Annotated in this window: 27 protein-coding genes; 14 read left to right on the top strand and 13 right to left on the bottom strand. The window is 70.4% G+C overall.

What is annotated here, in order from left to right; genetic code table 11:
• Window positions 1–44: 44 nt before the first annotated feature.
• Entirely contained in the window at window positions 45–1,271 is a 1,227-nt protein-coding gene (locus ACXDC7_RS01980; protein WP_459220997.1) for a septal ring lytic transglycosylase RlpA family protein, read from the bottom strand.
• Between the two features lie 709 nt (window positions 1,272–1,980).
• On the opposite strand from ACXDC7_RS01980, the gene dnaB reads away from it, so the two are divergent.
• The 3 genes from dnaB to ACXDC7_RS01995 all read left to right on the top strand — a co-directional run bounded on the left by dnaB (window position 1,981) and on the right by ACXDC7_RS01995 (window position 4,806).
• On the top strand, window positions 1,981–3,339 hold the full coding sequence (gene dnaB / locus ACXDC7_RS01985) for a replicative DNA helicase (RefSeq protein WP_179445064.1): 1,359 nt from the start codon (window positions 1,981–1,983) through the stop codon (window positions 3,337–3,339).
• Between the two features lie 103 nt (window positions 3,340–3,442).
• A complete protein-coding gene (locus ACXDC7_RS01990; protein ID WP_459220998.1) occupies window positions 3,443–3,970 on the top strand; it encodes a GNAT family N-acetyltransferase in 528 nt (175 codons plus the stop codon).
• A gap of 167 nt (window positions 3,971–4,137) precedes the next feature.
• Window positions 4,138–4,806 carry a 4a-hydroxytetrahydrobiopterin dehydratase gene (locus tag ACXDC7_RS01995; protein WP_459220999.1) on the top strand — a complete coding sequence of 223 codons (669 nt, stop codon included), beginning with the start codon at window positions 4,138–4,140 and terminating at the stop codon, window positions 4,804–4,806.
• Between the two features lie 7 nt (window positions 4,807–4,813).
• Here ACXDC7_RS01995 and ACXDC7_RS02000 read toward each other — a convergent pair whose 3' ends face one another.
• Window positions 4,814–5,308: a hypothetical protein gene (locus ACXDC7_RS02000; protein ID WP_459221000.1), complete on the bottom strand. Its 495-nt coding sequence runs from the start codon at window positions 5,306–5,308 to the stop codon at window positions 4,814–4,816.
• A gap of 98 nt (window positions 5,309–5,406) precedes the next feature.
• Window positions 5,407–5,736, bottom strand: a complete 330-nt coding sequence (locus tag ACXDC7_RS02005) for a nuclear transport factor 2 family protein (RefSeq protein WP_179445061.1) — start codon at window positions 5,734–5,736, stop codon at window positions 5,407–5,409.
• Window positions 5,737–5,826: 90 nt separating this feature from the next.
• Between ACXDC7_RS02005 and ACXDC7_RS02010 the strand changes: the two genes are divergently transcribed.
• Window positions 5,827–6,186: a TraR/DksA family transcriptional regulator gene (locus ACXDC7_RS02010; RefSeq protein ID WP_459221001.1), complete on the top strand. Its 360-nt coding sequence runs from the start codon at window positions 5,827–5,829 to the stop codon at window positions 6,184–6,186.
• A 3-nt stretch (window positions 6,187–6,189) separates the two neighbouring features.
• Here ACXDC7_RS02010 and ACXDC7_RS02015 read toward each other — a convergent pair whose 3' ends face one another.
• From ACXDC7_RS02015 to ACXDC7_RS02025, 3 genes are all read right to left on the bottom strand, one after another.
• Window positions 6,190–6,786, bottom strand: coding sequence for an AAA family ATPase (locus tag ACXDC7_RS02015; RefSeq protein ID WP_459221002.1), 597 nt, complete (start codon window positions 6,784–6,786; stop codon window positions 6,190–6,192).
• An 88-nt stretch (window positions 6,787–6,874) separates the two neighbouring features.
• Entirely contained in the window at window positions 6,875–8,023 is a 1,149-nt protein-coding gene (locus ACXDC7_RS02020) for an SPFH domain-containing protein (RefSeq protein ID WP_459221003.1), read from the bottom strand.
• Window positions 8,024–8,084: 61 nt separating this feature from the next.
• The gene (locus tag ACXDC7_RS02025) at window positions 8,085–8,495 is read right to left on the bottom strand and encodes a hypothetical protein (protein ID WP_459221004.1); all 411 of its coding nucleotides are present in this window, start codon (window positions 8,493–8,495) and stop codon (window positions 8,085–8,087) included.
• Between the two features lie 66 nt (window positions 8,496–8,561).
• Between ACXDC7_RS02025 and ACXDC7_RS02030 the strand changes: the two genes are divergently transcribed.
• Window positions 8,562–9,098, top strand: coding sequence for a GNAT family N-acetyltransferase (locus ACXDC7_RS02030; RefSeq protein WP_459221005.1), 537 nt, complete (start codon window positions 8,562–8,564; stop codon window positions 9,096–9,098).
• A gap of 52 nt (window positions 9,099–9,150) precedes the next feature.
• Entirely contained in the window at window positions 9,151–10,083 is a 933-nt protein-coding gene (locus tag ACXDC7_RS02035; RefSeq protein ID WP_459221006.1) for a DUF5996 family protein, read from the top strand.
• 1 nt (window position 10,084) lies between these two features.
• Here the strand turns inward: ACXDC7_RS02035 and ACXDC7_RS02040 are convergent, their stop codons facing one another.
• Entirely contained in the window at window positions 10,085–10,411 is a 327-nt protein-coding gene (locus ACXDC7_RS02040) for a putative quinol monooxygenase (protein ID WP_459221007.1), read from the bottom strand.
• 151 nt (window positions 10,412–10,562) lie between these two features.
• Between ACXDC7_RS02040 and ACXDC7_RS02045 the strand changes: the two genes are divergently transcribed.
• Window positions 10,563–11,612 (top strand): alpha/beta hydrolase, encoded by a 1,050-nt coding sequence (locus ACXDC7_RS02045; protein ID WP_459221008.1) that lies wholly within the window; start codon window positions 10,563–10,565, stop codon window positions 11,610–11,612.
• Window positions 11,609–12,262 carry an SDR family oxidoreductase gene (locus tag ACXDC7_RS02050; protein ID WP_459221009.1) on the top strand — a complete coding sequence of 218 codons (654 nt, stop codon included), beginning with the start codon at window positions 11,609–11,611 and terminating at the stop codon, window positions 12,260–12,262. The genes ACXDC7_RS02045 and ACXDC7_RS02050 overlap by 4 nt, the downstream gene beginning before the upstream one ends.
• Before the next feature lies 1 nt (window position 12,263).
• Here the strand turns inward: ACXDC7_RS02050 and ACXDC7_RS02055 are convergent, their stop codons facing one another.
• From ACXDC7_RS02055 to ACXDC7_RS02065, 3 genes are all read right to left on the bottom strand, one after another.
• A complete protein-coding gene (locus tag ACXDC7_RS02055) occupies window positions 12,264–12,572 on the bottom strand; it encodes a metal-sensitive transcriptional regulator (RefSeq protein WP_218843795.1) in 309 nt (102 codons plus the stop codon).
• A 204-nt stretch (window positions 12,573–12,776) separates the two neighbouring features.
• Window positions 12,777–12,980: a heavy-metal-associated domain-containing protein gene (locus ACXDC7_RS02060; protein WP_343045905.1), complete on the bottom strand. Its 204-nt coding sequence runs from the start codon at window positions 12,978–12,980 to the stop codon at window positions 12,777–12,779.
• Window positions 12,977–13,270: a metal-sensitive transcriptional regulator gene (locus ACXDC7_RS02065; protein WP_179445054.1), complete on the bottom strand. Its 294-nt coding sequence runs from the start codon at window positions 13,268–13,270 to the stop codon at window positions 12,977–12,979. Before ACXDC7_RS02065 ends, ACXDC7_RS02060 begins: the two co-directional genes overlap by 4 nt.
• Before the next feature lie 111 nt (window positions 13,271–13,381).
• Here ACXDC7_RS02065 and ACXDC7_RS02070 point away from each other — a divergent pair, with 111 nt between their 5' ends.
• Entirely contained in the window at window positions 13,382–14,791 is a 1,410-nt protein-coding gene (locus tag ACXDC7_RS02070; protein WP_179445053.1) for an MFS transporter, read from the top strand.
• Here ACXDC7_RS02070 and ACXDC7_RS02075 read toward each other — a convergent pair whose 3' ends face one another.
• Entirely contained in the window at window positions 14,792–15,679 is an 888-nt protein-coding gene (locus tag ACXDC7_RS02075) for an SCO6745 family protein (RefSeq protein WP_179445052.1), read from the bottom strand.
• 71 nt (window positions 15,680–15,750) lie between these two features.
• Window positions 15,751–16,152 carry a phage holin family protein gene (locus ACXDC7_RS02080; RefSeq protein ID WP_179445051.1) on the bottom strand — a complete coding sequence of 134 codons (402 nt, stop codon included), beginning with the start codon at window positions 16,150–16,152 and terminating at the stop codon, window positions 15,751–15,753.
• Window positions 16,153–16,186: 34 nt separating this feature from the next.
• On the opposite strand from ACXDC7_RS02080, the gene ACXDC7_RS02085 reads away from it, so the two are divergent.
• Complete coding sequence (locus ACXDC7_RS02085; RefSeq protein WP_459221010.1) at window positions 16,187–16,993, top strand: hypothetical protein; 807 nt, start codon at window positions 16,187–16,189, stop codon at window positions 16,991–16,993.
• A gap of 94 nt (window positions 16,994–17,087) precedes the next feature.
• Here ACXDC7_RS02085 and ACXDC7_RS02090 read toward each other — a convergent pair whose 3' ends face one another.
• Entirely contained in the window at window positions 17,088–17,573 is a 486-nt protein-coding gene (locus ACXDC7_RS02090; protein WP_459221011.1) for an N-acetyltransferase family protein, read from the bottom strand.
• A 78-nt stretch (window positions 17,574–17,651) separates the two neighbouring features.
• Here ACXDC7_RS02090 and ACXDC7_RS02095 point away from each other — a divergent pair, with 78 nt between their 5' ends.
• The 4 genes from ACXDC7_RS02095 to ACXDC7_RS02110 all read left to right on the top strand — a co-directional run bounded on the left by ACXDC7_RS02095 (window position 17,652) and on the right by ACXDC7_RS02110 (window position 21,785).
• Window positions 17,652–18,224, top strand: coding sequence for a dienelactone hydrolase family protein (locus ACXDC7_RS02095; RefSeq protein ID WP_459221012.1), 573 nt, complete (start codon window positions 17,652–17,654; stop codon window positions 18,222–18,224).
• A gap of 3 nt (window positions 18,225–18,227) precedes the next feature.
• Window positions 18,228–19,724: a glutamate--cysteine ligase gene (locus ACXDC7_RS02100; RefSeq protein WP_179445047.1), complete on the top strand. Its 1,497-nt coding sequence runs from the start codon at window positions 18,228–18,230 to the stop codon at window positions 19,722–19,724.
• The gene (locus ACXDC7_RS02105; protein WP_459221013.1) at window positions 19,724–20,083 is read left to right on the top strand and encodes a universal stress protein; all 360 of its coding nucleotides are present in this window, start codon (window positions 19,724–19,726) and stop codon (window positions 20,081–20,083) included. The genes ACXDC7_RS02100 and ACXDC7_RS02105 overlap by 1 nt, the downstream gene beginning before the upstream one ends.
• 184 nt (window positions 20,084–20,267) lie before the next feature.
• On the top strand, window positions 20,268–21,785 hold the full coding sequence (locus ACXDC7_RS02110) for an RNA polymerase sigma factor (protein WP_179445045.1): 1,518 nt from the start codon (window positions 20,268–20,270) through the stop codon (window positions 21,783–21,785).
• The last annotated feature ends 50 nt before the right edge of the window (window positions 21,786–21,835 follow it).

Consider the following 21,835-nt stretch of genomic DNA (forward strand, 5'->3'; position numbering starts at 1 on the left):
ACCGGTCCGAGCGCCCGCGCCGGGGTCGGGCCGCGCCGGTCAGCTCAGAGCTTGTCCCACTTGACCGTGATCACGCCCGCGCTGGTGCCGCCGATCGCCTCCATGGCGGCCTTCGACAGGTCGAGGCAGCGGCCCGAGACGTAGGGGCCACGGTCGTTGATCCGGACCACGACGGTCTTGCCGTTGCTCGGATTGGTGACCTTGATCCGGGTGCCGAGCGGCAGGGTCTTGTGCGCGGCCGTCATCGCGTTCGGGTTGAACCGCTCGCCGGACGCGGTCGGCTGGGGCTCCCAGTAGTAGGAGGCCTTGCAGGAGTTGCCGCTGGCCGGGCTCTGGGAGGTATCGGCCTCTTCCGAGTCACCCGAGCCGCCCGAACCCGAGCCGCCGGAGCCGCCGGAGCCCGAACCGCCCGAACCGGAGCCGCCCGAACTCGAGGAGTCGGAATCGGAGTCGCCGGTGCCGACGAGAACGATCTTGTTCACCGGCTCCTTCTCCGTCTTCGCCTTGCCCTTCGGCTTCTTCTCCACGCTCTTGCCGTTGACGAACTTCTCGCGGATCGTCTCGACCCGAACGCCCTTCTTGCCCTCGGTCTTGACCTTCGTCTCGCCCTCGTCCAGCTCGCTGGTCCGGCGACGCTCGGTCTCGAAGTCGATGTCGGACTTCTTCTCCGACTCCTTGTACTCGACGACGTTGACGGTGATGCCCTTGGCGTCGAGATCGTCCAGCTTGGCGTCCTTGGCGGGCAGGATCTCGTCGTCGCCGTCGAACTTGATCTTGGCCTCGGTGAGCGCGTCGGAGACGGTGAGGCCGGTGGTGACGACCGTGGTGGCGGGCTTGCCGCCGACCGAGACCGGGACGTCGCGGGCCGGGGCGATGTCCAGGCTCAGGCCCTGGCGGCCGATCGGGGTGGAGCGCGACGCGCTGACCCGCGACTCCTCGCGGTAACGCAGGGCGTCGAGCAGGTCACCGACGGTGAGCGCGGTGGTCGGCACGACCTTCTGGTCGCCACCGGCGATGTTCAGCGTGACATTGCGGGAGTAGCGGACGACGATCTGGGTGCCGCTGGTCACGGGCGTCTGGGGCGCCGGCGCGACCTCGTCGCGGGCGCCGTAGCTGATGCCGCGCTCGGCCAGGACATCGGCGACGGTCGCGTCGTGGGTGGTCAGCGTCGTCGGTACGCCGTCGACGGTCAGGTCGACGGTCTTGGCCGTCGCCGTCCACGCGCCGAAGACGCCGCCGCTCGCCGCGAGCACGCCTGCCGCGATGGACATCGGAACGATCTTGCGCATCTTTCTCCACCAGAGGTCTTGCCGAGCCGGAATGTTGCCGTGGGTGCCGGTCCGCGTGCGGCGGGCCGGGCGGCCGCCCGACCATGGGCGACCTCAGCATCGTAACGGCCGCCCCGGACGATTCCAAACGAAACCTGAGAATCCTGAGGGCGGCCCCGCGGCAGGTAGGCAGGTGCCCACTCGCGACGTGCCGGTACGCCGGCCGATCGACCGCCAACCCCTGGGCCGACGGCCGCTCCCCGCGCGGCTTCGTCGACATCCACAAGCGTTGGGGAAAACCTTGCGCAACGCCCCACATCCCACGTCGACAGCGCGCCTGTCAAGCCGGCGACCGCGGGCCTCGCCCAGCCTCAGAAAAACTTCTTCCCACACCTCGGGGAGGAGCGTTTGCGCAGGTCAGGGGGCATTTCGGGTCGTCGTGGCGAGGGTTGTCCCCAGGTTCATGAACAGGCGGTGCACAGCGCGCCGGAGTGTCTCCACACCAAATCCGGCGTTGTCCACAGGGGCTGTGGACAACGCGCTTTGCCGGGGAGCCCCGCGGCCCTACCGTTGGCCGGGCGTCGCCTCGCGTGCCGGCGGCCGCCGCGCCTCGCGGCGAGTTGCGCCGGCCCCTGTCGGAGGCGGCGTTTAGCGTACGAACCAGGCGGACAGGAAGGCGTCGGCGGGAGCCGGCGGGAGGGGAGGTCGTGGCGTGAGCGTTGCCGAGGTCCGATCGATCGATGCACCGCCACCGCCACCCGACCGCACCCCGCCGCAGGATCTGGCCGCCGAGCAGAGCGTTCTCGGCGCGATGATGCTGTCCAAGGATGCGATTGCCGACGTGGTCGAGATCGTCAGGGGCACGGACTTCTACCGGCCGGCGCACGAGTTCGTCTACGAGGCGATCCTCGACCTGTACGGGCGGGGTGAGCCGGCGGATGCGATCACCGTCGCCGCCGAGCTGACCAAGCGCGGCACGCTCGGCAAGATCGGCGGCCACCCCTACCTGCACGACCTGGTCGCCGCCGTCTCGATCGCGGCGAATGCCGGCTACTACGCCCAGATCGTGCGGGACAAGGCGATCCTGCGCCGGCTGATCGAGGCGTCGATGAAGATCGCCCAGATGGGGTACGCCGGTGCGGGCGACGTCGCCGACCTGGTCGACGAGGCCCAGGCGACCGTCTACGCGGTGGCCGACGGGAAGACGAGCGAGGACTACGAGCCGCTCAGCGCGTTGATGGAGTCCACCCTCGACGAGATCGAGTCGATTGCCAACCGCACCGGCGAGATGGCCGGCGTACCCACCGGTTTCATCGAGCTCGACGAGCTGACCAACGGGCTGCACCCAGGGCAGATGGTGATCCTGGCCGCCAGGCCCGCCGTCGGGAAGTCGACCCTGGGGCTTGACTTCGCCCGCGCGTGCTCGATCAAGAACGGGCTGACGTCGGCGATCTTCAGCCTGGAGATGAGCAAGACCGAGATCACGATGCGCCTGCTCAGCGCCGAGGCCCAGATCCCGCTCAATCACATCCGCAAGGGCACGATGAGCAATGACGACTGGGACCGGATGGCGGCCAAGATGAGCGAGGTGTCGGGGGCGCCGCTGTTCATCGACGATTCGCCGAACCTGACCATGATGGAGATCCGGGCCAAGGCGCGCCGGCTGAAGCAGCGCCACGACCTGAAGTTGATCATCATCGACTACATGCAGTTGATGACCTCGGGCAAGAAGGTCGAGTCCCGCCAGTTGGAGGTCTCGGAGTTCTCCCGCCAGATCAAGCTGCTGGCCAAGGAGCTCGAGGTCCCCGTGGTCGCGATGTCCCAGCTCAACCGTGGCCCGGAGCAGCGTACCGACAAGAAGCCGATGCTTTCCGATCTTCGCGAATCCGGTTCGCTCGAGCAGGATGCCGACATGGTGATCCTGCTCCATCGCGACGACATCTACGACAAGGAGTCCCCCCGCCTCGGCGAGGCGGACTTCATCGTCGCCAAGCACCGCAACGGCCCGACCAAGACCGTCGTCACCGCCTTCCAGGGGCATTACTCCCGGTTCGTGGACATGCAGCACTGAGCCGGGCGAGCTGCCCGGTCGCGTCGGCCCGAGCGGCGGACTCGTGGAATGTGGAATACTGTGAGCAGAGTCTCGGCCCGCGACAGCGGCCGAGACTCTTGTCATGACACACCAATGGCAAGGACAGCATCCCCTGATCGTCCGTCCGGCCCGCGAGGGCGATCGAGTCCCGCTGGAGCGACTGTGGCTGATCTTTCGGCACGAGATGTCCCGGTGGACCGGAGCGCTACCCGATCCTGACGGCTCCTACCGTTCCGAACGACTTCTGCTGTCACTGAGCTCTCCGTCATGGGCGGCGTGGCTGCTCACGGCCGGCGATCACCCGATCGGGTTCTGCCTGACCCGCGCCATGGACACGCCGGTACGTATCGTGACCAGCTTCTTCGTCGTCGTCCCGGCGCGCCGAGCCGGTGCCGGAACCGCCCTCCTGCGCGGCGTGGTCACCGCGGATCCGGGAACCTGGTCGGTTGCCTACCAGGATGCCAACGCGGCCGCGGCGAGATTCTGGACCAAGGTTGCGTCGGCCTACGATCCACACCACTCGCTGGAGCGCAGGCGAGTGCCCGGAAAACCTGACCTGCCGCCCGACTGCTGGGTGACCTTCCGCGTACCGCGCGGCGCCGATCAATGATCGCGACCCCTGGATCCGCACTTTCCCGGCCGGGAGCACTCGGTCCCGATTCCAGAACCGCTTGCCGGCGGGATTCTGCGGTAAGGACGCAGAGGTCCCAGCCAGAAAGGTGCGGGAGATCGACCGGACACCCGGGCCCGGTCGGTGCCGGGTGACACAGTGGGGCCATGACCGACCCGAAGCAGCGACTCTCCCACGACGACGTGCTGGCTGCGGACCTGCCGGATTGGCGCCAGGTGCTCAACGTGTTGCGCGCCCGGTTCCGGACCGGCGATTTCGCGACCGGCCTGGCGCTGGTGGACCGGATCGGTGCGGCGGCCGAGGCGGCCGATCATCACCCGGACATCTCGCTGACCTATCCCGAGGTGATCGTCACGCTGGTCAGCCACGATGTCGGCGCGATCACCTCCCGCGACATCGACCTGGCCCGCACGATCAGCGGCTTTGCCGCCGAGGTGGGGATCGAGGCAGACACCAGCGGCCTGAGCCAGTTCGAGCCCGGCCTGGACACCGCCGACGGCGAGCGGTTGGCGCCGTTCTACGCAGCGCTGTTGCGGGGCGAGGTACGCGACGGCGAGCCGTTCGACCCGAGCGGGCAGTCGCCGGCGATCTGGTTCCAGCCGGCCGACGCCGGCGGGCCCGAGCTGCCCGACCACGATCACGAACAGCGCTGGCATCTCGACGTCTGGGTCCCGCACGACGACGGCGAGCGGCGCCTGCAGGCGGTGCTGGACGCGGGCGGGACGCTGGTCAGCGACGCGGCCGCCCCCGCGTACTGGGTGGTCGCCGACGCCGACGGCAACCGCTCCTGCATCTGTACGCCGCTGCAGCGCTGAGCCGCAGTCACCCGAAGAAGGCGAGCGAACGCAGCACAGCAGGGTCGCCACGGGCCACCACGGAGTCGATGACATCGTGGCGCCGCCCGAACAGCGCGCGAAACAGTTCGTAGTCGCTCACCGCGGCCAACTCGGCGCCGTCACCGAACGACCCCGACTCACCGACCACCGTGCACTGAAGTCGCCCCGCCCGCTCGAGAAAGGTCAGCGCCGAGATCAACGTCGGCGCCCACAGGGCGGCACCGAGGGCCGGCCGGCCCCATACCTCGAAGACATCCGCAAGGTGCACGGCCAGATCCCATTCCGGGGACGGTCCGGCCGGCGCCGAGGGCACCGCGTGGGTGACGTCTCGCCACCGCTGGACGAGCTGAGCCACGGAGGCATCCTGCAAAGCCTCGACGGCTTCATTGGCCTCATCCGCACTCGGCGGTCCCGTCACGCCTGAGATCGCGCGTTCCGCGTTGTCGACCAGGTGCGAGAGCACGTCGCGGGTGGTCCACATCGGAGTCCACGGCACCACCAGGCCCAGCTCCTGGGCACCTGTGGCCGCGAAAGCGCGTTGCCCGGCCGTCGCGAGTTCAACGTAGGACAATTCGCGTCCTAGCCTTCGCGGATCGTCATCGAGACGATCTTGTCGCCGTCGGTCACGAACGCGAAGCTCGACAGGCCGTTGGCGTGGCTGCTGCGCCAGTCGGCGATCACGGTGACGGTGTCACCGTCGACATCGACGCGCTGCGGGGTCATCGTGCCGCGGGCGCCGATGAACTCCACATCACTCCAGCCCCGGATCGCCTCGCGCCCGGCGAATGTCCGACCCCAGTCGTCGACGTAGCCGGTCTCGGTGAACGCGTCGAGGAACGCATCCGGGTCGTGGCGGTTGACCACCTCGACGAACGAGGCGACGGGCTCCGGAATCCTGATCTCGGTCATGGGCGTCCTCCCGGCCGATCGGCGCTGTGACCACCATCCTGACAGTGTCGACGCTCACCGGTCGGACGCGGCCCGGACTAGGCTGAACAGATGCCGGCGACGACCTTCGACGACGAGATCCGCGCCGCGCTGGCCGAGCGGCGAGCCGCGCTACGGGCACTGCTGGAATCGCATGCCGACGAGACCGAGCGGATCCGCTCCGACCGCGACGCCGAGTATGACGACGAGCACGATCCCGAGGGCTCCACCCTGTCCGCCGGCTGGCAACTTCTGGACGGCCTGCAGCGCAAGGAACTCCGCGAGATCGCGGAGGTCGATGCCGCGCTGGCCCGGCTCGCCGACGGCAGCTACGGGATCTGCGCCGGTTGCGGCGAGCCCATCCCCCGCGACCGGCTGCGCGCCCGCCCGGCGGCGACCCGCTGTGTCGCCTGCGCCTCGCGTACCCGCTGAGAATCAGGCTGCGAGCGCCGGGACGACCGGCCCCGCACCGGCACCGGTCAACCCGAACTCGCCCAGCAGCGCGCGCACCGCCCCGCGACGATCCACCACGCGCACCGCCCGCCACGGCTCATCGGCCAGGACCCCCGCGACCGCGCCGACCCGCAGCCCGGACCAGGTCGCCCAGTGTCGATCGAATGCGCCCGCCCGGACCATCCGCTGCCGCGCCACCTGGCCCGCCAGCGCGTCGGAGCGCGCCACGTCGATGAACACCACCGACGGTGTCCAGCCCCGCCACCGGGCGACCCGCAGCAGCAACCGCCGGGTCCATCCGCGCGTACCCGGATCGTGCACGACGAGCCGCGCGCGGGGTCCGATCAGCACCCGGGCCAGCACCGCCAGGTGGTGCAACAGATGCACCAGCGGCCGGTAGTAGCGGTACGCCAGGCCGTGCGGGAGCCCGGCCGCCAACCGGGCGCGGGTCTGCTCGCTGTCGAGGATCCGCAGATCACCGCGCCGCGCGGCGAGCGCCCGCAACGCGGTCGACTTCCCGGCACCGGGTACGCCGCCGAGGAGCACCAGGTCGGCCGGAGCCCGGCTGGAAGGGATCATCCTCCAAGAATGCGCGTGCGCCGGGGAGGACCCAAGGCCGAACCCGTACCCAACCGCCCCGACAGGTCAGTTGCGCACGCCCGCGGCGTCAGGACTCGTCGTCGCGCCCGCGGCGGCCGGTGAACCGCTCGGCGATGCCGCGGGCCCGGTCGAAGAGCTGCTGTTGCTCCTCGCTCAGCGCCGGCTGGGCGTGCCGCGGGGCGTCCGGGAGCTGGGGGCGCGGGGCGGGCCGCGGTGGCGGCGGGGGCGCGGGCCGCCCGACGGCGGTACTACCACCCTCGGGCCCCTCGTCCGGGCGGCGTCCCTCGCGTACCGCATCCTCGAAGGCCGGCTCCGCGCCCTTGGACTGCAGCAGCGCGTTGCGGATCTCCTCGAACATGCCGCCGACCGCACCCGGATTGGACGGAAGATAGAGCACATTCGACCGGCCGTTGCGGGCGACGTCCTGCATGGTGTCGAAGTACTGCGTCATCAACAACAACTGCTCCGCGGTCGCCTCGATGCCGACGCGGCGCAGCATCTCGTACTGCTCGGCGATGCCCTCGGCGATCGCCTTGCGCTGCGCGGCGACACCGACGCCCTGCAGCCGCTTGGCCTCCGCCTCGGCCTCGGCCTGGGTGACCCGCTTGATCTTGTCCGCCTCCGCCAGCGACTGCGCCGCGACCCGGTCGCGCTGCGCCGCGTTGATCGAGTTCATCGAGTCGCGCACCCGCTGATCGGGCGAGATGTCGGTGACCAGGGTGTTGGCGATCTCGAAGCCGTACTCGCGCATCTGCGCCGACAGGGTCCGCTCGACCGATGTCGCGATGTCGTCCTTGGACTCGAAGGCCTGATCGAGATTCAGCCCGGACAGCGCCGAGCGGACGACATCGAAGACATAGGACCGGATCTGCGCGGTCGGATCGGACAGCCGGTAGTACGCATCGCGCACGTTCGACTCGGGGATGACGTACTGCACCGCGACCGGCACCGTGACGAACACATTGTCCTTGGTCTTGGACTCGATGTTGACCTCGAGCTGTTGCACCCGCAGCGAGATCGGCTTGGTGGTCGACTCGATGAAGGGGACCTTGAAGTTCAGGCCCGGCCGGGCGACCCGGACGAACTTGCCGAACCGTTCGACGATCACGTTCTCCTGGGTGCGCACGGTGAAGAATGCCGTTGCCCGGAGCAAGATCAACGCCACCAGCACGATGATGATGATCAGCCCGACACCGGACAGTGCGAATGGATCCACGGCCACCTCCTCGCGCCTGCGGACCGGCCCGGCCCGCACGCCCCAGTCTGCCCGATGGCGCTCAGCGGTCGCGGGCGGGCGGTGGTTCGGCGTACCGGTCCAGCGCCCGCTGCAGGAATCCCGTCAGGTCGCCGGTCTGGCCGTCGCGGGCACCGGCCGAGATGACCAGCGGCGGGTCGGTCGGCAGCAGGCGTACCCCGCGCAGCCGTTCGCGCCACCCGCCCGGCACGGTCAGCACGTAGAACTGTCCGCCGGCGCCGATGGCCAGCGATTCGTCGGTCTTCAGGTACCAGCCACGCGCGTCGGTACGCACCCGCGTACCGTCCAGCAGCCGAGCCCGCAGGGGCTCCGGCGCAATCGTGGCGGCGCGCAGTCGCGCCACGAACGCGTCGATCAACTGTTGCGCGCGCTCGGCCTCCCGCGCCCGGGCGGCGGCGGCCAGCCGGGCACGGGACTCTGCGTCGCTGCTCACCCGGCCGACGATAGGGCGGCCGAGAGTCCGCGGGCGAGTGTCGGCCCGGCATGCGAGGCTGGGCCGGTGGCGACCGAACTGCACACGGCCCGACTGCGGCTGCGGCTGCACCGGCTGAGCGACACCGACGCGCTGCTCGCCTACTACGGCGAGCCGGGGGTCGCTCGCTACCTGCTCGAGGGCCCCTGGACCGTGCGCACCGCGCCGAAGAAGGTGGCCCAGCGGGTCGAACGCACCGGGTTCGCCGACGACGGGACGGCACTGGCGCTGGTCGCGGAGACCGACGGCACGGTGGTCGGCGACATCGCGCTCTGGCTGACCGACGACACCCGGCGCAAGGCGGAGATCGGCTGGGCGTTCAACCCACGATTCGCCGGCCGCGGGTACGCCACGGAGGCGGCCCGGGCCGTGCTCGACCACGCCTTCGACGACCTCGGCCTGCTCCGGGTGGTGGCCCAGATGGACGCGCGCAACGCCGCGTCGGCGCGGCTGTGCAAGCGGCTCGGGATGACCCGCGAGGCGCATCTGCGCCACGACTGGTTCGCCAAGGGCGAGTGGACCGACACGTTCGTCTACGGGCTGCTCGCCACCGACCGGGGCTAGTCGGACCGCCGGGCGCGTGCAAGGCTGGGCCACGGCACGCGAGGAGGCACCGATGAGCCCGACATCCTGGCCCGCACTGCGGGTGGACGACTGGACCGACACCCGCGAGACGCTGCACATGTGGCTACAGATCATCGGCAAGGTGCAGATGGTCTCCACCCCGTTGATCAACCACTGGTGGAATGTCACCTTCGAGGTGTCGGCGCGCGGGCTGCGGACCCGGATCGCGCGCGGGCCCGGCCAGGACTTCGACACCGAGTTCGACTTCGTGGACCACCAGTTGATCATCCGGGACACCAGCGGTGGGCAGCGTTCGATCAAGCTCGAGCCGAAGTCGGTGGCACAGTTCTTCGCCGAGGTGCAGCAGGCGATGGGCGACCTCGGCATCGGCTGCGACATCGACCCGCGCCCGAACGAAGTGAGCCCGGCGATCCCGTTTGCCCAGGACACCGAGCACCACAGCTACGACGCACAGGCGGTCAACCTGTGGTGGCGGCAACTGCTCGCCGCGGACCGGGTGTTCAGCCTGTGGCGGGCCGGGTTCGCCGGCAAGGACAGCCCGGTGCAGGTGTTCTGGGGCTCGATGGATCTCTCCTGCACGCGCTACTCCGGGCGTACCGCACCGCCGCACACCTCGCCCGGCCCGCCGAACTGCCCGCCGTGGGTGATGGCCGAGGCCGAGTCGCGGGAGAATGCGGCCGCCGGTTTCTGGCCGGGCGGGTCGGCGGAGGGCTCCTTCTATGCCTACTCCTATCCGACGCCGGACGGGTACGCCGAGGCCGCGGTGGCGCCCGGCTACTTCGATGATCAACTCGGGGAGTGGATCCTGCCCTATGACGAGGTACGCCGCAGCGCCGACCCCGACGCCGCGCTGCTCGCCTTCCTGAACACCAGCTATCAGGCCGAGGCGACGCTGGCCAAGTGGGATCGCAAGCTGCTCGACGTCAACCCGTTCCGGCTGGACAACAAGATCCTCGGCGGCTGAGTCAGTCGCGGACGGCCAGCTCGCCGAGCTCGGACCAGTCCGTGCCGTCGACCTCGGCGTTGATGATCTTGGGCGTCGCGGCGAGGTAGCGTGGCAGGTCCTCGGTGGCCCGCCTGAAGTGTTCGGAGTTGACGTGCGCGGCGCCGGCATCGCCGTCCCGGAACGCCTCGACCAGCACATAGGAGTGCGGATCGTCGACCTCGCGCGACCAGAAGAACCACAGACAGCCATCCTCGGCGCGGGTGGCCTCGGTGAAGGCGCGCGACAGGTCGGGCCAGTCGTCGGCGTACTTGGGCTGCACCGGGAATCGTGCGGTGATGAAGATCATCTCGGGAACTCCTTCGGTCGACTCGGGTCAGGACGCCAGGCTCTGGTGATCAAGTGTTCGCAGTGTAGGCGCTGACCGCCCGATCCGGGCGTTCCTCGGGGCGGATACCGTGGGAACGCACCGACCGCACACCCGTCCCGGAGGTCATCGGATGAAGCCCACCGCCCTGCTCGCGCTCGGCCTCGCGGCCGGGGCGATCGGCCGTTACGCCAGCCGCCGTCGCCGCGAGATCGACGCCGTCGACCCCGAGCTGCGCGGGCCCGGCCTGTGGCCGCCGCTCGCCGTCGGCGACCGCGCCACCCTGACCCTGCTGCGGAACCTGCCGCTGCCCCGCCCGGCCGGGCCGGACCTCGGCGTTCGCCGCGACCGTCGGACGGCCCCGCGATCCGACGGCGGGTCGCCGATCGAGCTGGTGGCCTTCGAGCCGGCCGAACGGGACCGCCGGTCCCCCGCGGTGCTGTGGCTGCACGGCGGCGGCACGATCATGGGTACGCCGGAGCAGTCGGCGCCGATCTGTGAGCGGATCGCCGCCGAGGTCGGGGCGCTGGTCGTCGCGCCCGACTATCGGCTCGCACCGGACCACCCGTTCCCCGCGGGGCTCGACGACTGCTTCGCGACGCTGCAGTGGCTGCACACCAATGCCGACTCCCTTGGCATCGATCCGGACCGGATCGCGGTCGGCGGAGAAAGCGCCGGGGGCGGGTTGGCGGCCGCGCTGGCCCAGCGCGCCCACGATGCCGGCGGGCCACCGATCGCCTACCAGGCCCTGATCTACCCGATGATCGACGACCGCACCGTGCTGGTCGATGATCACTCCGGGCGCGGCAATTTCGTCTGGACCCCGACCTCGAACGCCTACGCCTGGACCAGCTATCTGGGCCGGCCACCGCGAGCCGACGAGGCCCCGGAGTATGCCGCGGCGGCCCGGCGTACCGATCTGACCGGGCTGCCGCCGGCCTGGATCGGCGTCGGCGACCTGGACCTGTTCTTCGACGAGGACGTCGACTATGCCCGCCGCCTCCAGGACGCCGGCGTGCCGGTGGAGTTGATCATCGAGGCCGGGATGTACCACGGCGCCGATGACTTCGTGCCCAACGCGCCCACCATGATCGACTTCCGGCAGAGCATGATCGCCGGGCTGCGCACCGCACTGACCGGACGGATCGAGACCGACCCAGGATCGACAGGAGAAGCGCGATGACGAATGTGATGATCATCGGCGGCCACGGCAAGGTCGCCCTACTGGCGGCGCCGCTGCTGGTCGAGGCCGGCTACCGGGTCACCGCGGTGATCCGCAATCCCGACCAGGCCGAGGCGGTGGCGGCGACCGGCGCGGCGCCCGAGGTCGCCGACATCGAGACGCTGGACACCGCAGGACTGACCACGCTGCTGGACGGCCAGGATGCGGTCGTCTGGTCCGCGGGCGCGGGTGGCGGTGACCCGAAGCGCACCATCGCGATCGACCAGGATGCCGCGGAGCGGTCGATGGACGCCGCGGAGGCGGCGGGCGCGCTGCGTTATGTGATGGTGTCCTATTTCGGCTCCGGGATAGACGACATTCCGGCCGACAATCCGTTCAGCTTCTATGCCGAGGCCAAGGCCCGCGCCGACAATCACCTGCGGGCCAGCGGGCTGGACTGGACGGTGCTCGGGCCGAGCCGGCTGACCACCCAGGAGCCGACCGGCCGGATCGAGCTGGGGGACGCGGCGGGCGAGGTCTCGCGCGGCAATGTGGCCCGGGTGATCGTCGCCGCGCTGGGCGATCGGGGGACCATCCGGCGTACCATCCGGTTCAACGACGGCGACGTCCCGATCGCCGAGGCGCTGGCGGGGCTGCCCGAGGAGGCCTGAGTCAGGAGCGGACCAGCCGGGCGATGGCGTCGGAGGCCTCGCGCACCTTGGCCTCGGCCGCCTCGTCACCCTCCTTGGCTGCGTCCACCACGCAGTGCCGAAGATGGTCGTCGAGCAGTCCGAGGGAGACCGCCTGCAGCGCCTTGGTCATGGCGCTGACCTGGGTCAGGATGTCGATGCAGTACTCGTCGTTCTCCACCATCCGCTGCAAGCCACGCGCCTGCCCCTCGATCCGGCGCAGCCGCTTCAGGTAGGCATCCTTGTCGCCGATGTAGCCGTGGCCCTGCTCGCTCATGCCCTGCTCGTTCATGACCGTCATGATACCCCCGCGGGGTAATCGGACCCGCCAGCCGTTCGCCGCCCCGACCCCCTCCCACGACGCTGACCCAACACCTGTTCGCTCACCCAACGCCTATAGCTGTTGGGTGAGCGAACAGGTGTTGGGTCAGCATCCCGGGGAGGTGGCGAGAAGGGCGCCCGCTGCCCCGCAGGATCTCAGCGGGTACGCCGCGGCTCAGGCGAGGCGATATCCGCCCGCCTCGTCGACGGCCTCGCGTACCGCATCGACGTCCAGCTCGGCATCGGAGGTGACGAGCAGTCGCCCGGTCTCCAGCTCGACGTCGACGCCGGTCACACCCGGCAGCTCGGTGACCTCGTCGGTGACGGCGCGCACGCAGTGCTCGCAGGTCATCCCGCTCACGGTGTACTCGGTGATCACGAGCGCACCAACCTGGCGATGGCGTCGGCGGCCTCGCGTACCTTCGCGTCCGCCGCCTCGTCGCTCTCGCGGGCGGCATTCACCACGCAGTGACCCATGTGCTCCTCCAACAGGCCCAACGAGACCGCCTGCAGGGCCTTCGTCACGGCGCTGACCTGGGTCAGGATGTCGATGCAGTACTGCTCCTCGTCGACCATCCGATGCAGGCCGCGGACCTGCCCCTCGATCCGGCGCAACCGCTTGAGGTAGTCGTCCTTGTCGCCGATGTAGCCGTGCTGATGCGTGCCCATGCGTCCTCCGTACTGTCTGGGACAAGCATGCAGCACGGGGCAAGCTGCTCGCGAACCGTCGCGGCCGGGCGAGCCGGTGACGGACCACGCCACCCGTGCGATGCTGTGGCGATGAGCCAGCTGTCGGCGAGCGTCTCCCTCAAGTCCTCGACCGGGCGCTGGGTGCTCGCCGCCGCCACGCTGGGCTCGGGGATGGCGTTGCTGGACAGCACGGTCGTCAATGTCGCCCTGCGCCGGATCGGTGAGGACCTCGGCGCCAGTCTGTCGGACCTGCAGTGGATCTCGAACGGCTACCTGCTCAGCCTCGCCTCCCTGATCCTGCTCGGCGGATCCCTCGGCGACCACTTCGGTCGGCGGCGGATCTTCGTGATCGGGGTCGCGGGCTTCGCCATCGCCTCGCTGGCCTGTGGGCTCGCCCCGACCCCTGCTGTGTTGATCATCGCCCGGATCGCCCAGGGCGTCGCCGCGGCGCTGCTCACCCCGGGCAGCCTGGCCATGATCCAGGGCGCCTTCGCGCAGCGCGACCGCGCCCGGGCGATCGGCACCTGGTCGGGCCTGGGCAGCGTCGCCACCGCGATCGGCCCGTTTCTCGGCGGTTGGCTGGTGCAGTACGCGAGCTGGCGCTGGGTGTTCCTGATCAATCTGCCGATCGCGGCGATCACGCTGTACGCCGCCCGGCACGTGCCGGAGACCCGGGACCCCGAGGCGGTCAAGGGCTTCGACATCCCGGGCGCGATCCTCGGCAGCCTGGGGCTGGCGGGCATCACCTACGCGCTGATCGAGTGGACCGCACTGCCCTCGATCGCGGTGCCCGCGCTGATCATCGGTCTACTCGCCGGGCTCGCGTTCGTGATCAACGAGCGCCGCTCGCGAAACCCGATGATGCCCACCGGCTTGTTCGCCTCGCGCCAGTTCTCCGCCGCCAACGCGATGACGCTGCTCACCTATGCCGCGCTCGGCGCGGTGATGTTCTTCCTGGTCCTGCAACTCCAGGTGGTGTCGGGATTCGACGCGCTGGCGGCCGGACTGTCCACCCTGCCGGTGACGATCATGATGATCCTGCTGGCCGGCCGGGGCGGGGCGCTGGCCGCGAAGATCGGCCCGCGGCTGCCGATGACGATCGGACCCCTGCTCTGCGCGGTGGGTACGCTGCTGCTGGCCCGGGTCGGCCCGCAGGTCAACTACTGGCTCGACGTCGCGGCGCCGCTGACCATCTTCGGCCTCGGGCTGGCCACCCTGGTCGCCCCGCTGACGGCCACCGTCCTGGCCGCCGCGCCGGATCACCATGCCGGCATCGCCTCGGGGATCAACAATGCCGTCGCGCGCGCCGGCTCGCTGCTGGCGGTAGCCGCGCTGCCGCTGATGGTCGGTCTGTCCGGCGGCGACTACGCCGACCCGGTGGTCTTCGACCGCGGCTACCGCGCGGCGATGCTGTGGAGCGCCGCCCTGCTGGCCGCCGGCGGGGTGGTGTCGTGGTTCACCATCCGCAACCCGGAGCAGCCGACTGCGCGGACCGACTGATCAGGATCCGCCGCGCGCCGCCACCCAGGGCAGGAAGCCCGAGGCAAGCACGGCCTTGGTGAAGGGCCGGAGCCGCTCCAGCAACTCGCGGGCCTCCGCCTCGCGCCACGGGTACGCCGCGGCGTCGTCGGTGGCCGCCTCCAGCTCGTCGATCAGCTCCACCCCGGCCTCGCTGAGCCGGCCGCCCGCGGGTTCGATCAGGCCACGCTCGACCAGCGCCGCGACGGCATCTTGCCAATCGCTCTCCGACCAGTCGCGCAGCTTCAGCGCCTGCTCGCGCGGCGGGCCGCCGACATGGCCCTTCGGCGGGTCGGGATGCTCCGCGAGGTGCAGGGCGATCGCCTCGACGCGCCCCAGCCCGGCATGGTTCAGCACCGCGATGTGTCCGTCGCCTCGCCACTCCCGCAGGATCGTCAGCTCCTGCCACAGGTCGACATGATCGATCCCGGTCGCCGGCGCCTCCGCCCAGGCCGCACCGAGCGGCCGGCCGCCGAGCGGCAGCGTGGCGTTCAGGTCGCTGATCGCGTCGACCAGCGCGGGCAGGTCCGGGGAGTCGACGAGCTCGCCGAATGCCGTGCGCAGCGCGCGATCCAGCATCTCGGTGCGGGCCCCGGCCAGAGTCTCCAGACCCACCTTGAGCACCCGCGGCCAGACCCGGTCCACCATCACCGGGTTGAAGCTGTGGAAGGCGGCCGCGACCACGGCCGGCGCCGCCTCGCCCATCGGCTGGGCGCGAACCCCGAAGTACCACGCACGCGGATCGGCCTGGACGCCCTCCGAGGCGGCCTGGGCCTCGGGATTGAAATAGGCGACCACGTGCAGCGGTTCGATCCGGGTGTACGCCGTGCGCGCCGCCGCTCGCGCCTCGTCCGGGTACCGTCGCGCCATGATGCCTCCCTGCGTCTGGTCCGATCAGGCTAGCGGGGGCCGCGGCTTGCGGCGTACCCGGCTTCGTGCGATCAGCGCGCGGTCTCGCGCTTGCGCAACGGACCCGTGATCAGCCCGATCAGCGCCGCCGCGATACCCATCACGATCGCCCCGCCGACGCCCCACCAGAACCCGTCGACGCGCAGCCCGAAGCCGAGCTGGTCGGAGATCACCGACACCAGCCAGAACAGGAATCCGTTCACCAGCAGGCCGAACAGGCCGAGCGTGATCACATAGAACAGGAACGTCACGAACTTGATCACCGGCGCGATGATCCCGTTGACCAGCCCGAAGATCAGCGCGACGGCGAGATAGGTCAGGACGGCCGGGAGGGTCCCGGAGGCGTAGGGAATCAGCGCGACCCCCGGCAGCAGTGCCACCGTGACCCACAGCGCGAGGGCACTGGTGACGGTGCCGATTACGAAGTTCCGCATCCACCCATGATGCCCGCCGCGCTAACTTGCGACCATGATGATCCGGCCGGACACGCTCGCCGCCATCCGCGACGGCCGCGTGGATCTTGCCTTCCGGCGCTGGGACCGACCGCGGGTGAACGCCGGGACGCGGCTGCGGACCGCCGTCGGCCTGGTCGAGGTGGTGGCGGTGGACCGCGTTCCCGCCTCCCGGATCACCGCCGCGGAGGCGCGCCGCGCGGGAGCGGGCTCCCTGGCCGAGCTGCGCGCGCAGCTCGACCACCATCCCGAGCGCCCGGTCTGGCGGATCGAGCTGCGCCACGCCGGGCCGGACCCGCGCGAGGCCCTGCGCTCCACGCTGCCCGACGCGGCCGAGATCGCGACGATCATCGCCCGGCTGGACCGGCTGGATGCCGCCTCCCCGATCGGGCCCTGGACCCGGGCGACGCTGGCGATCATCGATGCCCGGCCGACCGTCCGCGCGCCCGACCTGGCCGCCGACCTCGGCCGGGAGACCGCCGATTTCAAGATCGATGTCCGCAAGCTGAAGGAGCTCGGGCTGACCGAGTCGCTCGACATCGGCTATCGACTGTCGCCGCGCGGGATCGCGGTCGTCGACCACGAGGCCGGCGGACCGCGGGCAGGTCGGGCGGCGCCGCCGGAGGGTACGCCGATGCCGCGGATCGGCGCCCCGGCCACCCGCGCGCTGCGCCAGCAGGGCATCTGGACCCTCGATGCCGTCCGCGGCTGGACCGAACGCGACCTGCTCGCCCTGCACGGCGTCGGCCCGAAGGCCATCCGGATCCTCGCCGCCGCCCTCGCCGAGCGCGGCTGGGCCTTCGGCGACCGCCCCCGCTCCTGACCCGCTCCCGAAACGTGTCGTCAGTTATCGCCGCCCGCCGGGGCCGGCGGGCGGCGACAACTGACGACACGCTTGGGGAGCGGCGGGTGCACGCTCACAGCGCCCGCTGGCACCAGTACACGTCGTGCCAGGCGTCGAACTTCCACCCGATCCGGCGAAACACCCCGACGGGCTCGAACCCGAGGGCGGCGTGCAGGCCCTCGCTGGCGGGGTTCGGCAGGGTGATCCCGGCGACGGTCATCGCGTACCCGCGCTCGCGGAGCACCGCGAACAGCGCCTCGTACAGCGCCCGGCCCGCGCCGGTGCGCCGCAGCCCGGGCGCGAGGTAGACGCTCACCTCGCACGACCAGTCATAGGCCGCGCGGGCCTTGTGCGGGCCGGCGTAGGCGTACCCGACGACGCGATCATCGCGCTCGGCCACCAGCCAGGCGTGCGCCGCCTCGATCCGGGCCGCCATCTCGTCGCTGGTCGGCACCTCGTACTCGAACGTGATCACCGTGTCGGTGACGTAATGCGCATAGATCTCGCGGCAGGCCGCCGCATCGGCCGCGGTCGCCTCGCGGATGGCCACAGGACTCACGGCGATCACGCTAGTCCTCGGGTGATCGACGGCGCGTACCGCGCACGTAACGACATGTCGGCGTGCCAAGCTGAGCGCATGAGCACCGTGCTGCTGTTGCACTCTGCGCTGGGGCTGCGTCCCGCCGTCGGCGACTTCGCGGACGCGCTCCGCGGAGCCGGTCACGAGGTGATCACCCCCGATTTCTACGACGGCCAGGTCTTCGACGACACCGCGGGCGGGATCGGCTACCGCGACCAGGTGGGCGGGCGCGAGCTCTTCGAGCGGGTACGCCCGACGCTGGCAGATCTGCCGCCCGACACCGTCCTCGCCGGTTTCTCCCTGGGCGCCGCGTTCGCCCAGCGGCTGGCCACCGAACGGCCCGGGGCCGCGGCGGTGATCTTGTTGCACTACGCCGCCGCGCCGCGCGGGCGATGGCCCGGACAACCCGTCCAGGTGCACCGGTACGCCGATGACAGTTGGATCGCCCCGGCCGACGTGGCGGCCCTCGGTCGAGCGGTCACCGACTCCGGCGCCTCGTTCGCCGATCATGTGCTGCCGGGCTCCGGCCACCTGTTCACCGACCCGGCCACGCCGGACGGCGACGCCGCGGCCACCGCGCGCACGATCGAGAGAATCACCACCCTGCTGGCCAGTGATGGGGGAGGATGAGACATGGGTTCGGAGGTCGAAGGGGCCGACTACACCGACGAGGACCGCGCCCGGTTCACCGAACGGGTCGAGGACTGTCTCGGGGTGCTGGACGAGATGCTCGCCACCGACACCTTCGAGCACGCCCATCCGCGCGCCGGGATGGAGGTCGAGATCTATCTCGTCGGCGCCGACGGCCGGCCGTCGATGTCGAATGTCGACGTGCTCGCGGCGATCGACGACAAGGCCTTCGTCTCCGAGCTGTGCCGGTTCAACATCGAACTCAATCTGACCCCGCGCCACCTCGGGCCGGGCGGCATCCTGACCTTCGAGCATGTCGTCCGGTCGTCGCTGAACGATGCGGCGGCGCGGGCCGAGCCGCTCGATGTCGGGCTGGCCGCGATCGGCGTACTGCCCACGGCGACCCCCGCCGACGTGACCAGCGAGACGCTGACGCCCAATCCGCGCTACGCCATGCTCGACACCTACATGCGGTGGCTGCGCGGCGCGCCGTTCGAGATCGTGATCGACGGGCCGGAGCCGCTGCGGGTGAGCAGCGACTCGATCGCCCCGGAGGCGCTGTGCACGTCGATGCAGATCCATCTGCAGGTCTCCCCCGCCGACTTTCCCGGCTACTGGAACGCCAGCCAGGCGATCGCCGGCGTGCAACTCGCGCTGGGCGCGAACTCGCCCTACGTCTTCGGACATCGCTGGTACGCCGAGTCGCGGATCCCGCTGTTCGGGCAGGCGACCGACACCCGGACGCCGGACGAGCGCGCCGCCGACGTCACCCCGCGGGTGTTCTTCGGCGACGACTGGATCGGGTCGCCGATGGACCTGTTCCGGGCGAACATGCGCTACTCGCCGCTGCTGCCGGAGGTCTCCGCGCAGGATCCGCGGGCCGCCCGCGCCGCCGGCGAGGTGCCGGATCTAGCGGAACTGACGCTGCACAACGGCACCATCTACCGCTGGAATCGGCCCGTCTACGACCACACCCCGCCCGGCCCACATCTGCGGATCGAGAACCGGGTCCTGCCGGCCGGCCCGACCGCGGTCGACATGATGGCCAATGTCGCGCTCTATGCCGGGCTGACCCGCGAGCTGGCCGAGCGGGCCGCGGAACTGTGGCCGGACGAGCCGTTCGACTGGGCGCGCCGCAACTTCGAGGCGGGGGTACGCGACGGCATTGACGCCACCCTGAGCTGGCCGGGGGTGGGCGAACGGCCGGCGCGCGAGCTGGTTCCGGAGGTGCTGTTGCCGCGCGCGGCCGCGGGGCTGGCGGCCTATGGCGTGGATGCGGAGAACATCGCGCACTACCTCGGGGTGATCGAGGGCAGGTGCGCGACCGGGCAGAACGGCGCGGCATGGCAGACTGCCGAGGTAGCTGCCCGCGAGGACGCTGGCATGAGTCGCGACGAGGCGCTGGCAGGCATGGTCCGTGCGTACCTCCTGCGGATGCATCGCAACCAGCCCGTGCACACCTGGCCGGTATTCCCGGCAAGTGAGGAGGAACCGGTCTGATGTCGGTGGTAGTGGGATATTCGACGAAACCCGAGGGACAGGCCGCGCTGACGGCCGCCATCGCGGAGGCACGGCTGCGCTCCACATCGGTGCTCGTCGTCCCGAACACCGACGCCGACGACCCGGGCGCGCATGCCGCCGAGTTCGAGGGGGCCGGAGTGGCGTGGGAGACCCGGCCGTCCTCGCCCGAGGGCGCCATCGCGGAGAACCTGATGGAGATCGCCGATGCCGAGGGCGCCGAGCTGATCGTGATCGGCCTGCGCCGACGCTCCCCCACGGGCAAGCTGTTGCTGGGCATGCACGCCCAGCGGGTGCTGCTCGATGCCGGCGTACCCGTGCTCGCGGTGAAGGGCGACTGACCTCCGGGCGCCCGGGGACCTGATTGTCGACATGGAGGAGCCAGACCTCCGACCCCTGGCTTCTCGTTTGGGTAGTCGCTCCGCGCGTGCCAGAATGGCGCAGCGGAGCACCATTGACTTCCGGCTGGTGGTGTGCGCCCGAAAATCGAACAGCACGAGTCGAGCATTTTTCGAGAGGTTCTCTGTGACACCCGCCCCCAGCGAACAGCCCACCAGCGACGCGACCCCGGTCGCGGCCGCGGCGGCCCGGTCAGCCAAGGTCTCGGCTCCCGCGTCGGGATCGCGTACCGCCAAGAAGACAGGCACCGCGGCGAAGTCCGGGACCACGCGCAAGACCGCGGCGGCGAAGTCGGGCGAGTCCGGGTCGGCGTCGAAGAAGACGACCGCGGCGAAGCCTGCCGCCAAGTCGGCCCAGGCCAAGGGCGCCCCGGCGAAGAAGGCGCCGGCGAAGAAGGCGGCCGCCAAGAAGGCCCCGGCCAAGAAGGCGAGCACCAAGAAGGCCCCGGCGAAGAAGGCCGCCGGCGAGGCGGAATCCAACGGGACGAGCCCCGCGACGACCAAGGGCGATCTGGTGAACAAGATCGGTACGCCGGACGTGCAGGTCGAGATCGACGGCGACGAGGTGGTGCTGCGGGTCGGCAAGAAGGCCGGCCTGGACGATGTCGACGATGCGAGCTTCGACCAGGCCAAGGAGGCCAAGGACGAGAAGGAGCTCACCGAGGACCAGGGCTTCAGCCTCTCCGATGCCGACGATGCCGACGAGCCCGAGCAGCAGGTGATGGTCGCGGGCGCCACCGCCGACCCGGTCAAGGACTACCTGAAGCAGATCGGCAAGGTCGCGCTGCTGAACGCCGAGCAGGAGGTCGAGCTCGCCAAGCGGATCGAGGCCGGCCTGTTCGCCGACGAGCGGCTCGCCGACGACTCCAAGAAGGTCAAGGCGAACGACGTCGAGGAGTACTCCTGGATCGCCGACGACGGCCGCCGCGCGAAGAACCACCTGCTCGAGGCCAACCTGCGCCTGGTGGTCTCGCTGGCCAAGCGCTACACCGGCCGCGGGATGTTGTTCCTGGACCTGATCCAGGAGGGCAACCTGGGCCTGATCCGGGCCGTGGAGAAGTTCGACTACACCAAGGGCTACAAGTTCTCGACGTATGCGACCTGGTGGATCAAGCAGGCGATCACCCGTGCGATGGCCGACCAGGCGCGCACCATCCGCATCCCGGTGCACATGGTCGAGGTGATCAACAAGCTGGCCCGCGTGCAGCGGCAGATGCTGCAGGACCTCGGCCGCGAGCCCACCCCGGACGAGTTGGCCGAGCAGTTGGACATGACGGCGGAGAAGGTCGTCGAGGTGCAGAAGTACGGCCGCGAGCCGATCTCGCTGCACACCCCGCTGGGCGAGGACGGCGACTCGGAGTTCGGCGACCTGATCGAGGACTCCGAGGCGGTCGTGCCGGCCGACGCCGTCAGCTTCACGCTGCTGCAGGAGCAGTTGCACGACGTCTTGGACACGCTGAGCGAGCGCGAGGCGGGCGTGGTCTCGATGCGTTTCGGCCTGACCGACGGCCAGCCGAAGACGCTCGATGAGATCGGCAAGGTCTACGGCGTCACCCGCGAGCGGATCCGCCAGATCGAGTCCAAGACCATGAGCAAGCTGCGGCACCCGTCGCGCTCGCAGGTGCTCCGGGACTACCTCGACTGAGCCGTCTGGTCACTTGTGGTCACTTGTAGGTGACAGGGCGAGCAGTTACA

It is taken from the genome of Naumannella huperziae, assembly GCF_054073625.1.

Coding starts and splice junctions, on each gene's coding strand:
- ACXDC7_RS01980 (WP_459220997.1), bottom strand. CDS start 1,271: ATGTCCATCGCGGCAGGCGTGCTCGCGGCGAGCGGCGGCGTCTTCGGC.
- ACXDC7_RS01990 (WP_459220998.1), top strand. CDS start 3,443: ATGACACACCAATGGCAAGGACAGCATCCCCTGATCGTCCGTCCGGCC.
- ACXDC7_RS01995 (WP_459220999.1), top strand. CDS start 4,138: ATGACCGACCCGAAGCAGCGACTCTCCCACGACGACGTGCTGGCTGCG.
- ACXDC7_RS02000 (WP_459221000.1), bottom strand. CDS start 5,308: ATGTGGACCACCCGCGACGTGCTCTCGCACCTGGTCGACAACGCGGAA.
- ACXDC7_RS02005 (WP_179445061.1), bottom strand. CDS start 5,736: ATGACCGAGATCAGGATTCCGGAGCCCGTCGCCTCGTTCGTCGAGGTG.
- ACXDC7_RS02010 (WP_459221001.1), top strand. CDS start 5,827: ATGCCGGCGACGACCTTCGACGACGAGATCCGCGCCGCGCTGGCCGAG.
- ACXDC7_RS02015 (WP_459221002.1), bottom strand. CDS start 6,786: ATGATCCCTTCCAGCCGGGCTCCGGCCGACCTGGTGCTCCTCGGCGGC.
- ACXDC7_RS02035 (WP_459221006.1), top strand. CDS start 9,151: ATGAGCCCGACATCCTGGCCCGCACTGCGGGTGGACGACTGGACCGAC.
- ACXDC7_RS02040 (WP_459221007.1), bottom strand. CDS start 10,411: ATGATCTTCATCACCGCACGATTCCCGGTGCAGCCCAAGTACGCCGAC.
- ACXDC7_RS02045 (WP_459221008.1), top strand. CDS start 10,563: ATGAAGCCCACCGCCCTGCTCGCGCTCGGCCTCGCGGCCGGGGCGATC.
- ACXDC7_RS02050 (WP_459221009.1), top strand. CDS start 11,609: ATGACGAATGTGATGATCATCGGCGGCCACGGCAAGGTCGCCCTACTG.
- ACXDC7_RS02055 (WP_218843795.1), bottom strand. CDS start 12,572: ATGAACGAGCAGGGCATGAGCGAGCAGGGCCACGGCTACATCGGCGAC.
- ACXDC7_RS02065 (WP_179445054.1), bottom strand. CDS start 13,270: ATGGGCACGCATCAGCACGGCTACATCGGCGACAAGGACGACTACCTC.
- ACXDC7_RS02070 (WP_179445053.1), top strand. CDS start 13,382: ATGAGCCAGCTGTCGGCGAGCGTCTCCCTCAAGTCCTCGACCGGGCGC.
- ACXDC7_RS02075 (WP_179445052.1), bottom strand. CDS start 15,679: ATGGCGCGACGGTACCCGGACGAGGCGCGAGCGGCGGCGCGCACGGCG.
- ACXDC7_RS02080 (WP_179445051.1), bottom strand. CDS start 16,152: ATGCGGAACTTCGTAATCGGCACCGTCACCAGTGCCCTCGCGCTGTGG.
- ACXDC7_RS02085 (WP_459221010.1), top strand. CDS start 16,187: ATGATGATCCGGCCGGACACGCTCGCCGCCATCCGCGACGGCCGCGTG.
- ACXDC7_RS02095 (WP_459221012.1), top strand. CDS start 17,652: ATGAGCACCGTGCTGCTGTTGCACTCTGCGCTGGGGCTGCGTCCCGCC.
- ACXDC7_RS02100 (WP_179445047.1), top strand. CDS start 18,228: ATGGGTTCGGAGGTCGAAGGGGCCGACTACACCGACGAGGACCGCGCC.
- ACXDC7_RS02105 (WP_459221013.1), top strand. CDS start 19,724: ATGTCGGTGGTAGTGGGATATTCGACGAAACCCGAGGGACAGGCCGCG.